We start from the raw sequence: 15,054 nt of genomic DNA, 5'->3' as shown, positions 1-15,054 counted from the left end.
TCGGGACGTGCGGGTCAGAGGGGGCGGAGGTGGGCGGATCGGAGGGGTTCGAGCCGGATGCGGGCACGGTCCGGTAGGGGCGTGTCCGGGTGGGACGCGTCCCGGGGAGGGAGGGTTCGGCGACGGTGCCGGCCGGCGTCGCCGAACCCCGCGCTGTCAGGGAGTCGGTGTCGTCAGGGAGGCGGTGTCAGTGCCCGCAGCCGCAACTCGAGCCGCAGCCGCCGTCGTCGGCGGCTGCGGTGTCGGCGTCGTCGGTGACCAGCGGCAGGGCGTTCGGCGCCGACGACGCGGCGGGGGTCTCGCCGGTGGTGCAGCACGAGAGGCCCTCGGGGGTCGGTGCGACGTCGAGCGACGGATTCCGGTCGAAGAAGCCGAACGGTTTGAGGATGAAGCTCACGATGTCGGACGGCATGATCGGCCAGTCCTCCGGCCGGGTGATGTGGTGGATGCCGAAGGTGTACCAGAGGACGACGTCGGTGTTCTCGATGCTGCGGTCGGCGCGGGTCCACTCCGGCAGTCCCATGCCCGAGCCGCCCTGGTTCACGAACTCGCCGGCGGGCCAGCGTTCGTCGCGGGAGTTCGGGGTCACCCACAGGGCGTGTTTGATGACCTCGGCGCGCCCGAGGATCGGCGAGGCGTCGTCGAACATCGCCGGGAAGGTGCCCGACGGCGACAGTTTGTACGCCGGGTGCAGTCCGAGGCCGGTGGTGACGTTGTCGTTGGCGATCTTCCACGACTTCTGGGTCGTGTAGTCCGGGTTCTGTCGGCCCTCGGACTCGGTGCGCAGCGGTGTGGTGATCTGGCGCAGGGAGAGGCCGTACGGGTTGTCCGGGCCCATCGGTTCCGGCTTGGTCTCGCTGGCGTAGACGGTGTTGTCGGTGCCGTCGACGTCCAGGTCCATGCGGGCGGTGAGGAAGTGCTGGTGGTACGGCGCGTAGGTGCGCCGATCGACGACGGTCCCGTGCTGGGGCAGCTCGCCCGGCGTGAAGTGGGTCACCACCATGATGCCGGTGGCGCGGACCTCGCATTCGATGTTGCCGTCCTGGTAGAAGCGCCAGTAGGTGAGGTATTCGTAGTTGGCGACCGTGACGTGGAAGGAGACGGTCAGGCGCCGCATCCGGCGCACCTGGACGTCGCCGTTCGCGTCGACGTGCTTCCACAGGACGGCGTCGTCCTCCTCGTGGATGCAGATCGCGTTCTCGATGGTGTACGGCTGTCCCTTGCTGTCGTGCAGGGTCTGGTCGAGGTAGCGGATCTCGCCGAGGCAGTCGCAGCCGAGGGTGAGGGAGGTGGTCATGAAGCCCAGGCCCCACTCCCCGATGTCGAAGGCGGTGCGGCGGAAGTGGTCGGCGCTGTGGTCGCGGTAGGGCACCACCATCTCGGCGAAGGAGAGGCGGTGCGCGATCTTGCGGACGTTCCCGTCGTCGTTGTAGGTGATCGCGTGCAGCGTCATGCCCTCGCGGTGGTTGAAGCCCACGCGCAGCGACCAGTTCTGCCAGTCCAGGCGGTTGCCGGTCACCGTGAACGACGGTCCCTCGGGCTGGGTGATCTCCAGCGGTTTGAGCGGTTCCCGGGTGGAGGCCCGGCGGATCCGTTCGGGGACGTGCGCGGGAACGTACTCGCCCATGATCTCGGGGCGTTCGACGTCGGGGGCGTCCTCGATCTCCAGGAGTTCCATGGTGTTGAGGTCGATCAGGCAGTGGAAGCCGCGGACCGGTCCGGCGTACGGGTTGGCGCCCTCGCTCGCCCGCACCCAGGTGTCCGACCAGCCGATCCGCCGGTCCCGGTACTGCTCGGGGACCAGGACGCCGCCGAAGGTCCAGGTGTCCATGAACACCAGGTCCAGGTCGGTGATGCCGCGCGCGGCCAGCGCCGCGATCACGTCCGGGTGCGAGCGCAGCGCCTCGTCGGCCTCGTGCCACTCGTCGACGGTCACGTTCGGCTGGACGCCGGGGACGTGTTCCCACCGCAGGACCGTGCCGTCGTCGAGGGAGACCAGCGCCTTGTAGGTGGCGTTCGCCGCGCGCTCGACCAGGACCGCTTCGGCTTCGCGCGGGCACGGGGCGCCGTCGGCGTCGAAGGCGGCGAGCTGGGCTTTGGTGGGCTCGTACATCTCCATCGAGGTGTATCGCCAGCCGTCGTCGACGCCGTGGGCGGCGGCCAGGATCTCGGTGATGCGGACGAACTCGTCGGCGGACAGCGGATCGAGCGGGTGGAAGGTGTCGGTCATGGCTGGACAGTCCTTTGCGGGGAGGGAGGAGGCTTCGGTCGGGAACGTCGTCGAGGTCAGTCGTGCGCGCTCATCACGTGCTTGATGCGCGTGTAGTCCTCCAGCCCGTAGACGGAGAGGTCCTTGCCGTAGCCGGAGTTCTTGAACCCGCCGTGCGGCATCTCCGCGACCAGCGGGATGTGGCAGTTGATCCACACGCAGCCGGCGTCGATCGCGGCCGACATGCGGGTGGCGGTGCCGTGATCGGTGGTCCACACGCTCGAGGCGAGCCCGTAGTTCACGCCGTTGGCCAGGGCCACCGCCTCGTCCTCGGTGGTGAAGCGTTGGACGGTGATGATCGGCCCGAAGGTCTCCTCCTGCACGATCGGGTCGTCCTGCCGCACGCCGGTGATCACCGTGGGGGCCACGTAGAAGCCGCGGTCGCCGATGCGGTGCCCGCCGGTCTCGACGGTGGCGTGCGCGGGCAGGGACTCGAGTCGGGTCATCACCGCGGTGAAGTGGTGGACGTTGTTCAGCGCACCGTAGAAGGCGTCCTCGTCGTCGGGGGCGCCCGGGCGCAGGGTGTTCGCCTGCGCGGTCAGGGCGGCGACGAACTCGTCGTACACCGAGTCGTGGACCAGTGCGCGGGTCGCGGCGGTGCAGTCCTGGCCGCCGTTGAAGAACGCGGCCTGGGCGATCCCCTCGGCGGCCTTGGCGAGGTCGGCGTCGCCGAACACCACCGCCGGGGCCTTGCCGCCCAGTTCCAGGTGGGCGCGGCGGACGTCGGCGGCCGCGGCCTGGGCGACGGCGATGCCCGCCCGCACCGAACCGGTGATCGCGACCAGGCCGAGCGCGGGGTTCTCCACCAGGGCGGCGCCGGTGGTCGCGTCGCCGAGCACCACGTTGAACACGCCGGCGGGGAGGACGTCCCCGGCCAGTTCGGCCAGCAGCAGGGTGCTCTCCGGCGTCGTGTCGCTGGGCTTGAGCACCAGGGTGTTGCCCGCGGCCAGGGCGGGGGCGATCTTCCAGACCGCCATCATGAACGGGTAGTTCCACGGCGTCACCTGGCCGACGGTGCCGATCGGTTCGCGGCGCACGTAGCTGGTGAAGCCCTCCATGTATTCGCCGCCGGCGCGGCCTTCGAGCAGTCGGGCGGCGCCGGCGAAGAAGCGGATCTGGTCGGCGCCGACTAGGATCTCCTCGGCCTTGACCATCGCGGCGAGCTGGCCGGTGTTGCGGACCTGCGCGGCGACCAGGTCGTCGGCGCGGGCCTCGATCGCGTCGGCGAGGTCGAGCAGCGCCTTCTGTCGGACGCCGGGGGTCGTGCGACCCCAGGTGTCCGCCGCGCGCACGGCCGCCGCGACGGCGCCGGCCACCTCCTCGGCGGTCGAGACCGGGGAGAGGGCGACCACGGTCTCGTCGGCCGGGTTCACCACGTCGATCGTCCGGGTGGAGGCGGAGTCGACGAACTGGCCGTCGATGTAGTTCTTCAATCGTGTGGTCACTGCGCGGGGCCTCTCGTCGGAATGGAACCGTTTTGGAATCGCCGGTGTATTGATGAGTACTTTGCGCCGAGACGCAGCGCGGTGCATCTGCCAGAATGTCGATGTTCGGAGTGTTCGTATCGACGTTATGGAGTGTGATGGCGGTCTCGCTGCGCTGGCTCGTCGGGCGGCGGCGCCTCGGATTGACGGTGCTGACCGGCGCCGACGGACTCGATCGCGACGTGGCCTACGTGCTGACGACCGAGCTGGCCGATCCGACGCCCTGGCTCTCCGGCGGCGAGATGATCCTTGTGACCGGACTCGGTCTCCCCGACTCCGACGACGACCTCGACCGGTACGTGCGGCGGCTCGGGGCGCGCGGCGTGGTCGCGATCGGGTTCGGTGTCGGAGTGAGCCGCGAGGCGGTGCCGCCGGGTCTGATCGGCGCCGCGCGCGCCCACGGACTGCCCCTGGTGTCGGTGCCCCGCCCGACCACGTTCCTCGCCGTGACCAAGGCCTTCTCCGAACGGGCCGAAGCGCTCCGCGCCCGCGCCCACGAGGCCACCGCCGCGGCGCAGCCGCGACTGACCCGGGCCGCGGTGACCGGCGGGCGGTCCGCGATGCTCACCGAACTGGCCAAGGCCTGTCAGGGGTCGGCGCTCCTGCTCGACCCGCACGGTCGGCTCGTCGACGCGCGGCCGGCTCCCCCGTCGTACGAGACGCTGGCCGCGGTCAACGCGCTGGCCCGCACCGTGCGCGCGGGCACCGCCGGAGGACCGACCCCCGACGGTCCGGCGGTCCTGCACACCGTGCGCGCCGCGGACCGGACCTACGGCTATCTCGCGGTGGTGACCGCGCAGGAGCCCCGGCCGACCGACCACGTCCTGATCGGTCACGCGAACTCGCTGCTGACGCTCGACTTCGAGAAGCCCCGGCAGGTCGACGAGACCGCGGCCCGGATCAACGCCGCCGCCCTCGGTCTGCTGATCTGCGACGACGGTGACCTCGATCCGGTGTTCGCGCTCGTCGCGACCGCCGCCGACCCGACCGGGCGGGTGCGCGTCCTCACCGTCCTCGGCGACGACGACGGCACCGCCGCCCTGGCCGGTCACCTCGAACAGGCGCTCCGCGCGGCGGCCCGGCCGGCCTTCGTGACCGTCGCCGGCGACGGCGCGATCCACGTCCTGATCCGCGGCGACGACGACGTCGACCTGGTCCGCGTCCTGGTCGACGGCCTCCCGGTCCGGGTGCGCAGGAAGCTCCGGACCGGTCTGAGCAGCGCCGCTCCCGTCCGGGAGATCGCGACCGCCGCGGCCTCCTCGCGCACCGCGGCCGAGGCCGCGCGGCCCGGCGGCCGCCCCCAGGACGCCACCACGCTCGTCGGTCACACCCTGCTGGACTCCCCCGAGACCGGGGGCGCCCTGCGGGAACTGGCCCGGATCTATGTGGCCCCGCTCGCCGCCCACGACGACGCCCACGGCACCGCCCTGGTCCCCTCGCTGCGTGCCTACCTGGAGTGTCACGGCCAGTGGGAGGCCGCCTCCGGGGCGCTCGGGGTGCACCGCCACACCCTGCGTTCGCGGATCGAGAAGGCGCAGGCGCTGCTCGACATCGACCTCGAATCGGCGCGGGTGCGCGCCGAACTCCTGCTCGCGGTGCTGGCGCATCGCCGCACCGGCGGCACCGGGTGACGCTCTCCCCGCCGTATCGGCCCGGACCCCGGGGCGACATGTCCTAGGCTCGACGGCGTGAGTGTGCGCGCGGGAGTCATCGTCACCGGGACCGAGGTCCTCAGCGGCCGGATCATCGATCGGAACGGCGGGTGGGTCGCCGGGCGGCTGCGGGAACTGGGCGTCGACGTCGGTCACGTGACGGTGTGCGGCGACCGCCCCGACGACCTGGTCGCGCAACTGCGGTTCCTCGTCGCCGAGGGCGTCGACCTCATCGTCACCACCGGCGGCCTGGGTCCCACCGCCGACGATCTGACCGTCGCCACCGTCGCCGGGTTCTGCGGTCGGCCGGTCGCCGTCGACCCGGCGCTGGAAGCCGACATCACCGGCATCCTCCGGCGGTGGCGGCGGCTCGACGACGACGCGCCCCTCCCCGACTCCCTCGCCGCCGCGATCGGAAAACAGTCGGTGGTCCCGGCCGGCGCCACCCCCGTCGCCCCCACCGGCACCGCCCCGGGCATGGCGATCCCCGCCGCGGACGGACTGCCCGCAATGCTGATCCTGCCCGGACCGCCCCGGGAGCTGCAGGCGATGTGGCCCGCGGCCCTCGCCGCCGAGCCGATCGCCGCGGCGCTGGCCGACCGGGACGAGGTGACCCACGCATCGATCCGCGCCTACGGCCTCACCGAAGCCGAACTCGCCGAGACCCTGCGGCGCGCCGAGCACGACGTCGACGAGTTCTCCCGGCTGGAGATCACCACCTGCATGCGCGACGGCGAGGTGGAGATCGACACCCGGTTCCCGACCGCCGCCGCGGCGGCCTACACCGAGCTGAAGGCGCTGCTGCGGCGCGCACACGGCAGGCAGCTGTTCGCTCCCGACGGCGAGACCCTCGACGAGCTGCTGGCCGCCGCGCTCGACGGGCGCACGATCGCCACCGCCGAATCGTGCACCGGCGGCATGGTGGCGGCTCGGCTCACCGACCGGGCGGGGTCGTCGTCGTACCTGCTCGGGGGCATCGTGTCGTACGCGAACTCGGTCAAGACCGGTGTGCTCGGAGTCCCCGGAGCACTGATCGACGAACTCGGTGCGGTGAGCGAGCCGGTGGCCGGGGCGATGGCCGACGGCGCGTGCCGGGTGACCGGCGCCGACGTCGCGGTCGCCACCAGCGGGATCGCCGGGCCCGGCGGCGCGGTGCCCGGCAAACCGGTCGGCACCGTCTGCTTCGGACTGGCCGTGGCAGGTCGCCCGACCCGGACGGTGACCCGGGTCTTCCCCGGGGACCGCGCCATGGTCCGCACGCTGGCCACCACCTACGCCCTGCACCTGGTGCTGGACGCGCTGCGGTGACCGCTCACCGGTCTCCGGCACCTGACGACGGCGTCTTCGACGTCGGGTTCGCCGCCGAACTCGACCGGCTCTTCCGGTGGCGCCGCGACGTCCGACGGTTCCGCACCGACCCGCTCGCCGACGGGCTCCTCGAGGAGATCATCGCCTCGGCCGAACTGTCGCCGTCGGTCGGCAACAGCCAGCCCTGGCGCTGGGTCCAGGTGGTCTCCCCCGAGCGCCGGGCGGCGATCCGGGAGGCGTTCGGCGACGCGAACGCCGAGGCGCTCGAGGGCTACCGCGGTGACCGGGCCCGCGTGTACGCGGGCCTGAAACTGTCCGGGCTCGACGACGCCCCCGTGCACCTGGCGGTGTTCGCCCACCCCGACCCCGGCCAGGGCGACGGCCTCGGCCGCCGCACCATGCCCGAGACCGTCGAGTACTCGGTGGTGATGGCGGTGGCCTCCCTCTGGTTCGCCGCCCGGGCCCGCGGCATCGGCGTCGGCTGGGTCTCGATCATCGACCCCGCGCGCGTCCACGCGGCGCTGGACGTCCCCGACGACTGGCGGCTCGTCGCCTACCTCTGCCTCGGCTACCCGGCGGCCGCCTCGGAGGTCCCCGAACTCGAGACGGTCGGCTGGCAGGCCCGCACCGACGCGGCCCGGCGTCGTCTCACCCGCTGACTCGCCCCGGCCGCGTCGCCGAGTTCAGGCCGCCGGGATCCGGCCCTCGCGGACCGCGGCGCCGTACGACAGCAACAGTTCGTGCAGGGGCGCGAGGTCGTCGGCCTCCGCGTGGGCGGGGAGGTCGGCGCCGCCGAGCGCGACCAGCGTGATCCCGATGTCGCTCAGCGTCGAGTCGTCCCACACCTCCGGCCAGGGGAACTCCGGGCTGATCTCGGTCGAGAGCAGATGCATGACGAGCAGGTTCGGCGCGTCCGCCTCCAGGTCGACCCCGCGGCCGTCGGTGTACGCCGACCACCAGAGCACCCCGAAGACCGGTGCGGTCCCGTGCCGCCCGGCCGCGCCGTGGGTCGTGCGGGTGATCGGTCTCTCGAAGAGGAGGAAACCGACCGATCCGGCGCCGAGGAGGTCGGCGGTCGGTGCGGGCCTGCGCAGATCGGCGCGGAACTCCTCGACGGCCCCGGCGGCGAACCAGACCGGTTCGCACGCGTCCACCACGAGTTCGGCCGCCTCCATCATCGTGTCGAGCAACGATCCGCTCCGATCCGGCAGCCGGCGCCGGTCCCGTTCGAGCCGCCGCAACGCGCCGCGGTACCCGCCGAGCAGTTCCGCGCGGATCCTCGTGACCCGGTCCGGTCCCCACGCCCGGCCCCGTCGATCAGCGCGGCGCGCCGCATCCCCGTACCGTCCCCCGTCGTCGTTCATGCGAGTGACCGTAGGACGGTGCGCCGGCGGCGTCCATCGCGTCGTCCACAGGTCGACCGTTCGTCGATTCGGTCCTGTGGGCGAATCCGATTCCGGCCGCCCCGACCGCTGGATCGTCGTATGATCCCGCGCGTCGCTCCGGCGGTCACAGGCTGCCGAGGACCAGTCCGAGAGCGGTGGCCGACGTCGAGACGAGCACCGGGACGAACAGGTTCAGGGTCGCCGTCCGGACCCGACCGGCCCTGATCAGCGCCGCGGTCTCGAACATCGCTGTGCTGAAGGTGGTGTAGCCGCCGCAGAAGCCGATGCCCAGCAGCACGCGCCATTCGTCGGCGTGCCCGCCGAAGACGACGAGCCCGGTGATCAGACCCAGGATCAGGCCGCCGAGCACATTGATGGTGAACGTGCCCCACGCGAACGCGGACGTCACCTTCGACTTCACCACGGTGTCCTGGGCGAACCGGGCGACGGCGCCCAGCCCGCCGAACACGCCCACTCCGAGGATCGACCACAGACTCATGCCGAGACCTCCTTGCGCCGGACCGCGTTCGCCAGGGCGACCCCCGCGAGGGCGGCGGCCAGGCCCAGCAGCAGGCTCGCCGCACCGTAGCCGAGCCCGAGCACCACGCGGTCGTGGTGGATCAACAGATCGAGTTCGACGGCCAGGCTGCTGTACGTCGTGTAGGTACCGAGGAGACCGGTGCCGACGAGCAGCCGGATCCGCTTGCGCCATCCCTGGTCCTCGCCGGACAGTGCCAGCGATTCCAGGAGCAGACCGAGCAGGAAGGCGCCGGACAGGTTGATCAGGAACGTCGCCCACGGAAAACCGGTCGGGGTCGTCGGCAACGCCTCGTCGACGGTGTAGCGGACGATCGCACCGGCGATGCCGCCGAGGAAGACCAGTCCGAGCGAGGGAGCCTGCCCGGACAGCGGCGCGGTCATCGATCGCCCGCCCGGTGCTGCGGCACGACGACCACCGGGCGCTTCTGACCACGCGAGAGGGCCACGGCCACCGAGCCGTCGGCCAGTTCCCGCAGATCGTCGAAGAGTCCTCGGCGCCGGGTACCGATCACGAGGGCCGCGGCGTCGACCTTGTCGGCGACGGCGTCGATCTCCCGTTCGGGGTTCCCGACCAGGTAGCGGAAGTCCCAGGTGACGCCGGAATCGTCGGCGACTCGCCGGAGCTGCTCGTGCAGGGTGCGTTCACGATCGGCGCGGCGGTCCCCGCTCGCCGAATCCGGATCGATCGCGATCTCGCGGTCGGTGCCGTCGGCGTGGACGCGGCTCGGATCGACGTAGACGAAGTGGACGGCGGCGGCGCCGGAGGCGCGGGCCCAGTCCAGGGCGGTCACGGCGACCGTGTCCGGCTGGCCGGGGACCACGCCGACGACGAGGTCGCGTCCGGTGAACGACGACCGAGATCGAGGGGAAGACATCTTCAGAACCTCTCTGCCGGCGGGCACGCTCCCGCCGACCGTGGGTACGGGTCGGCAGGAAACCATCAGCCGGGGGGCGGTTCGAGTCGGGACGACTCCGGCGGGATCCATCGCCGTCACCCAATGCTACCCGTCGTCGGGGACGAGCCGCGGCACCAGGGCGACCAGCGCCGTCATCGCGACGAGTTCGACGAGCGTCTGCGCGACCACCACCGCGGACGCGGTCTCGCTCCCGACCGGCAGTGCGAGAGCGAAAGGCAGCACGACCAGGGAGTTGCGGGTCACCCCGGAGAAGAGCACGGCGCGACGGTCGGGTGCTCCCAGTCCGGCGACCCGGCCGGCCACGCCGCCGAGCACGGTCATGGCCACGACGAAGGCCGCGTAGAGCGGGAGCACGCGCACCACCAGGCCGTACCGGCCGTCGAGTCCCGGCACCTGTGAGGCGACCACCACGGCCAGAACCGTCATCATGAGCGGCACCATCACCGCCTCCCCCGTCGCCGTCAGCCGGCGGCCGGCCCGGTGCCGGCGGGCCAGGACCTGGGTGCCGGCCGCGAGGACCAGCGGGATCACGATGAGCCCGACGAACGCGGACACGAACGGTCCGGGACCGATCGACTCGTCGAACCCGTCGCCGAGGAACATCCAGAGATACACCGGCAACAGCATCATCTGGGCCAGCAGGAGGAACGGCGTCGCCGCCAGGAGCCGCGGGCCCTCGCCGCCGGCCAGCCCGGTGAACACGACCACGTAGTCCACGCACGGGCACAGCAGCACCAGCAGCACCCCGAATCGCACCGCCTGATCCGCCGGCACCAGGGGGAACAGCAGCGCCACCACCGCCGGGACGACGACGAAGTCCACCAGCACGAGCGCACCCAGGAAGCGCCCGTTCCGCCACGCCGAGGCCAGTTCGGTGACCGGCACCTGCAGGAACGTGACGAAGAGGAGGGCGCCGAGCAGCGGGGTGATCAGTCGGTCGAGTCCGCCGACGACGTCCGGTACCGCGAGCCCGGCGAGCACCGCGACCCCGATCGAGCCCAGATACCACGGCACCTGGTGGCGTTCCATCGATGCGGTGACGCGCGCCTGCCTCGACTCCGGATCGCCCACACCGCCCAAGCTAGCCGATCCCCGCGCCGCCGACGCGACCCGCTCTCACCCCGGTGCGGGTCCGCTCCGGCGCGGTTCACTCCACGTAGGCCGCCAGGTGTTCGCCGGTCACCGTGGACCGGGCCGCCACCAGATCCCGCGGGGTGCCCTCGAACACCACCCGGCCGCCGTCCTGGCCGGCCCCCGGCCCCAGATCGATGAGCCAGTCCGCGTGCGCCATCACCGCCTGATGGTGCTCGATCACGATCACCGACCGGCCCGAGTCGACCAGCCGGTCGAGCATGCCCAGCAACTGATCGACGTCGGCCAGATGCAGGCCGGTGGTCGGTTCGTCGAGCACGTACACCTGCGCCTTGTCGGCCATCGCGGTCGCCAGCTTCAGCCGCTGACGCTCACCGCCGGACAGCGTGGTCAGCGGCTGACCCAGCGTGATGTAGCCGAGCCCCACGTCGGCGAGCCGGGTCAGGATCTTCGACGCCGCCGGGGTGCGAGCCTCGCCCTCGGCGAAGTAGTCGACGGCCTGCTCGACCGACATCGCGAGCACCTCGCTGATGTCCCGGCCGCCCAGCCGGTACTCCAGCACGTCCGGGCTGAACCGCTTGCCGTCGCAGTCCTCGCAGGTCGTGGCGACACCGGCCATCGTCACCAGATCGGTGTAGATCACCCCGGCGCCCTTGCACGTCGGGCACGCGCCCTCCGAGTTCGCGCTGAACAGGGCGGGTTTGACGCCGTTCTTCCTCGCGAACGCCTTGCGGACCGGATCGAGCAGCCCGGTGTAGGTGGCCGGGTTGCTGCGGCGCGACCCCCGGATGGCGCCCTGATCGATCGCGACCACGTCGTCGCGGGTGGAGACCGAGCCGTGGATCAGGGAGCTCTTGCCCGACCCGGCCACCCCGGTCACCGCGACCAGCACGCCCAGCGGCACGTCCACGTCGACGTCGCACAGATTGTTCGACGACGCGCCCCGCACCGGCAGGGTGCCGCGCGGGGCGCGGACCTCGTCCTTGAGGGCGGCGCGGTCGTGCAGATGCCGTCCGGTGAGCGTGTCCGAGGCCCGCAGACCGGCCACGGTGCCGGTGTAGCGCACCTGCCCGCCGTGCACCCCGGCGCGCGGCCCGAGGTCGACGACGTGGTCGGCGACGGCGATCACCTCGGGTTTGTGCTCCACCACCAGCACGGTGTTGCCCTTGTCCCGCAGACGCAGCAGCAGATCGTTCATGCGCGAGATGTCGTGCGGGTGCAGGCCGACGGTCGGCTCGTCGAACACGTAGGTGATGTCGGTCAACGACGATCCGAGGTGCCGGATCATCTTGGTGCGCTGCGCCTCGCCGCCGGAGAGCGTGCCCGTCGGACGCTCCAGCGTCAGATAGCCCAGGCCGATCTCGACGAACGAGTCGACGGTGCCGCGCAGGTTCTCCAGCAGCGGGGCCACGGACGGATCGTCGACGGTGCGCAGCCACCGCGCCAGATCGGTGATCTGCATGCGGCACACGTCGGCGATGCTCACCCCGGCGACGGTCGCGGTCCGCGCCGGCTCGGCCAGCCGGGTGCCGTCGCACTCCGGACACGGCGTCCGGGTCACGGCCCGCTCCAGGAACGCCCGGATGTGCGGCTGCACCGCGTCGACGTCCTTGCTCAGCATCGACTTGCGGATCCGCGGGATCAGCCCCTCGTAGGTGAGGTTGATGCCGTCGACCTTGATCTTGGTCGGCTCCCGGTACAGCAGGTCGTCGAGCTCGTCGGCGGTGAAGTCCCCGATCGGCTTGTCGACGTCGAAGTAGCCCGAACTCGTGAACGTCCGCAGGTACCAGCCGTCGGCGGTGTACCCCGGGACCGTGATCGCGCCCTCGCGGAGCGACTTCTCGGCGTCGTACAGCTGCGTCAGGTCCAGGTCCGAGACGGTGCCCATGCCCTCGCAGTTCGGGCACATCCCGCCGAGCGTGCTGAAGGTCTTCGTGGTCTTCCTGCCGTCGCCCACCTTCGCCGTCGCGACGCCGGTGCCCTCCACCGAGGGCACGTTGAACGAGAACGCGTTCGACGGTCCGATGTGCGGCTGCGACAGGCGGCTGAACAGGATCCGCAGCATCGCGTTCACGTCGGTGACGGTGCCGACGGTGGAGCGGGGGTTGCCGCCGATCCGTTCCTGGTCGACGATGATCGCGGTGGTGATCCCCTCGAGCACGTCGACGTCGGGCCGGGCGAGCGAGGGCATGAAGCCCTGGACGAAGGCGCTGTAGGTCTCGTTGATCAACCGCTGGCTCTCGGCGGCGACGGTGCCGAAGACCAGGGAGCTCTTCCCCGATCCGGACAGCCCGGTGAACACCGTCAGGCGGCGTTTGGGCAGGTCGACGTCGATGTTCTTCAGATTGTTGACCCGGGCGCCGCGCACCCGGATCAGATCGTGGGAGTCGGCCGGGACGGCGGCCGCGGCGGGGACGTTCGAGGCAGGCATGTCGTACACTGTACGGTATGGGGTCCGTCGGGGCGGCGGTCAGCGACCGGAACGGAACAGCGTCTCCTTGATCGCGGTGGCGATCTCGTCCTTGCTCTGCTGGTCGGTGTTCGCCGCGACACCGAAGGAGAGGCTGCGCGGCGACGTGTCGGCGAGGACGAGGGTGAACTCGTCGGCGGTGATGGCGCCGCGGGAGACCGGCACGTGACCGCGGATCAGCACCAGACCCGTCGGACTGTTGTCGAGGGTCCCGCTCTCCTGATGGTCGATCACCGTCGGCCGGGCACCGGAGTTCTCATAACCCGGGATCTCGGCGACGCACTCGGCGTACTTGCGGGCGACGGCCGCCAGGTCGCCGGTGAACGTGACCGGCAGGGTGCCCACGAAGATCTGCGCCTGCCAGCTCTCCCCGGCCGGTCGGCTTACCCGGATGCCGTCGGTGGTGACCAGGAACGGCATGACGCTGCCCCGGTCCGGGCTCCAGCCCTGCGGCACCGCGGTCGCCGGGATGCGGACCGGACCGGCATCGAGGCCGTCCGAGCGGCTGCGGCCGATCGGTGCTCCCAGCGCGCAACCGGTGGGGACGCCGCCGACCACGGTGGCCGTGGCCCGGGTGCTCGAGGCGGTCGTGGTCGTGGTCGTCGAACTGGAACTCGACGTCGCGGTGGTCGTGTCGTCGCCTCCCCTGCCGAGGACGAACGCCAGCACCAGCGCGAGGACGACGAGCAGCACGCCCAGGCCGCCGAAGAGCGCGATGAGCATCTTCTTGTCGCGGCCGGAACCGCCGCCCGGCGCCGGGCGGCCCGCCACGGGGAGACCGGCGGACGGCGGACCCTGCTGCGGGTAGCCGCCCGGGCCGGCGGCGTACGGCTGCTGCGGCGGGAACGGCGCGCTCGCGGGTCCGGTGTACGGGCGGGTCGGCGGCGGGCCGTACCCGCCCGGCGGCATCGCGCCCGGAACCGGCTGGGGGCCGCTCCCGCGCGGACCGCCCGGCGGCGGACCGAACCCCGGCGCCGGAGCGTTCGTCCACGTCGCCTCCGTGCTCCCGGCCGGCGGAACCGCCGTGTTCGGCCCGGTCGTCGGGTAGGCGTTCGTCGGCTGATCGGCCTTCGCCGCGGCCGCGGCGGCGACGGTCGCCGACGCCTCGCGGGCCACGACTCCGGCCTCGTCCGCACCCAGTAGGGCGGTCGAGAACGCGGCCGCGAAGTCCGCGCACGACTCGTACCGCTGCGCGGCGGGCCGTCGGACGCGGTCGAGCACCTCGTCGACGGCACCCGGGAGCTCCGGGCGCAGCGCGGTGACCCGCGCCCCCGTCGCGGCCGCCCCGGTGAGGAGGAGGACGGCCGCCTCGCCGAGCGCGGCCTGGTCGGCCCGGTCCTCCGGGCGCGGCGGCCGCCCGGCGGCCGGCGGCACGCCCAGGCCCGTCAGCAGGTATCGCGTGCCGTGCGGCGTCTGCTCGACGAGCACCTGCGCCGGTGCCAGGTCGCCGACGGGGACCCCGCCGGACCGGGCCGCGTCCAGCGCGCCGGCGAGGGCGGTCACCGCGGCGGCCGCCTCGCGGGGCGCGAACGGGCCCGACTGGCGGAGCACCGCGTCGAGGGCCGGGGCCGGGGCGTACCCGGATCTGAGCCAGAGCCTGCCGCCCTCGACTCCGTGCGACCGGACGGGCACGATCGCCGGGTGGTCGAGTCCGGCGGCGGCCGTCGCGGCGGCGTCGAACGTCTGCCGGTAGGCCGGATCGGCGCCGCGCGACTCGGGCAGGAGCAGCAGGACGTCCTCCCGCGGCGCCTGCGGCGCCTTGACCAGGTAGACCTCACCCGATTCGCTCACCGTGAGCGAGCCGACGACACGCAGACCGGCGAATGTCTGTCCCGTACGAAGCATGTCGCCAGCCTATCGGCTCCCGGTGGGCCCCACGCCCCGCCGCGGTGGGCGAGTGCACCGAATCGGCCCCTCCGACGGTGCGACCGCCCTAG

Annotated in this window: 12 protein-coding genes and 1 riboswitch; of the genes, 3 read left to right on the top strand and 9 right to left on the bottom strand. The window is 72.3% G+C overall.

Annotation, left to right across the window (positions count from 1 at the left end; all coding sequences use genetic code 11):
* Positions 1-187: 187 nt before the first annotated feature.
* Together QM809_RS13940 and QM809_RS13935 are read right to left on the bottom strand one after the other, a co-directional pair.
* Positions 188-2,230 (bottom strand): primary-amine oxidase, encoded by a 2,043-nt coding sequence (locus QM809_RS13940; RefSeq protein WP_415046341.1) that lies wholly within the window; start codon positions 2,228-2,230, stop codon positions 188-190.
* A 56-nt stretch (positions 2,231-2,286) separates the two neighbouring features.
* Positions 2,287-3,714: an aminobutyraldehyde dehydrogenase gene (locus tag QM809_RS13935; RefSeq protein ID WP_415046340.1), complete on the bottom strand. Its 1,428-nt coding sequence runs from the start codon at positions 3,712-3,714 to the stop codon at positions 2,287-2,289.
* A gap of 137 nt (positions 3,715-3,851) precedes the next feature.
* On the opposite strand from QM809_RS13935, the gene QM809_RS13930 reads away from it, so the two are divergent.
* The 3 genes from QM809_RS13930 to bluB are packed head-to-tail and all read left to right on the top strand — an operon-like array spanning position 3,852 to position 7,372.
* On the top strand, positions 3,852-5,384 hold the full coding sequence (locus QM809_RS13930; RefSeq protein ID WP_415046339.1) for a PucR family transcriptional regulator: 1,533 nt from the start codon (positions 3,852-3,854) through the stop codon (positions 5,382-5,384).
* A gap of 57 nt (positions 5,385-5,441) precedes the next feature.
* The gene (locus QM809_RS13925; RefSeq protein WP_415046338.1) at positions 5,442-6,713 is read left to right on the top strand and encodes a competence/damage-inducible protein A; all 1,272 of its coding nucleotides are present in this window, start codon (positions 5,442-5,444) and stop codon (positions 6,711-6,713) included.
* Complete coding sequence (bluB, locus tag QM809_RS13920; protein ID WP_415046337.1) at positions 6,710-7,372, top strand: 5,6-dimethylbenzimidazole synthase; 663 nt, start codon at positions 6,710-6,712, stop codon at positions 7,370-7,372. The genes QM809_RS13925 and bluB overlap by 4 nt, the downstream gene beginning before the upstream one ends.
* 24 nt (positions 7,373-7,396) lie before the next feature.
* Here the strand turns inward: bluB and QM809_RS13915 are convergent, their stop codons facing one another.
* From QM809_RS13915 to QM809_RS13885, 7 genes are all read right to left on the bottom strand, one after another.
* Positions 7,397-8,077, bottom strand: coding sequence for a hypothetical protein (locus QM809_RS13915; protein ID WP_415046336.1), 681 nt, complete (start codon positions 8,075-8,077; stop codon positions 7,397-7,399).
* Positions 8,078-8,222: 145 nt separating this feature from the next.
* The gene (locus QM809_RS13910; protein WP_415046335.1) at positions 8,223-8,597 is read right to left on the bottom strand and encodes a fluoride efflux transporter FluC; all 375 of its coding nucleotides are present in this window, start codon (positions 8,595-8,597) and stop codon (positions 8,223-8,225) included.
* Entirely contained in the window at positions 8,594-9,019 is a 426-nt protein-coding gene (locus tag QM809_RS13905; protein ID WP_415046334.1) for a FluC/FEX family fluoride channel, read from the bottom strand. The genes QM809_RS13910 and QM809_RS13905 overlap by 4 nt, the downstream gene beginning before the upstream one ends.
* The gene (locus tag QM809_RS13900; RefSeq protein ID WP_415046333.1) at positions 9,016-9,513 is read right to left on the bottom strand and encodes a universal stress protein; all 498 of its coding nucleotides are present in this window, start codon (positions 9,511-9,513) and stop codon (positions 9,016-9,018) included. The genes QM809_RS13905 and QM809_RS13900 overlap by 4 nt, the downstream gene beginning before the upstream one ends.
* A 48-nt stretch (positions 9,514-9,561) precedes the next feature.
* A riboswitch (Fluoride riboswitch) is annotated at positions 9,562-9,637 on the bottom strand.
* Between the two features lie 2 nt (positions 9,638-9,639).
* Positions 9,640-10,626 carry an arsenic resistance protein gene (locus QM809_RS13895; protein ID WP_415046332.1) on the bottom strand — a complete coding sequence of 329 codons (987 nt, stop codon included), beginning with the start codon at positions 10,624-10,626 and terminating at the stop codon, positions 9,640-9,642.
* 76 nt (positions 10,627-10,702) lie between these two features.
* On the bottom strand, positions 10,703-13,078 hold the full coding sequence (locus tag QM809_RS13890; protein WP_415046331.1) for an ATP-binding cassette domain-containing protein: 2,376 nt from the start codon (positions 13,076-13,078) through the stop codon (positions 10,703-10,705).
* 39 nt (positions 13,079-13,117) lie between these two features.
* Positions 13,118-14,962, bottom strand: coding sequence for a hypothetical protein (locus tag QM809_RS13885; RefSeq protein WP_415046330.1), 1,845 nt, complete (start codon positions 14,960-14,962; stop codon positions 13,118-13,120).
* Between the last annotated feature and the right edge of the window lie 92 nt (positions 14,963-15,054).

Origin of the sequence: Gordonia sp. (in: high G+C Gram-positive bacteria) (genome assembly GCF_047600385.1) — a bacterium.
Lineage (GTDB): Bacteria > Actinomycetota > Actinomycetes > Mycobacteriales > Mycobacteriaceae > Gordonia.
The sequence above is the reverse complement of the archived record's forward strand: the minus strand, read 5'-3'. Positions and strand labels throughout refer to the sequence as shown.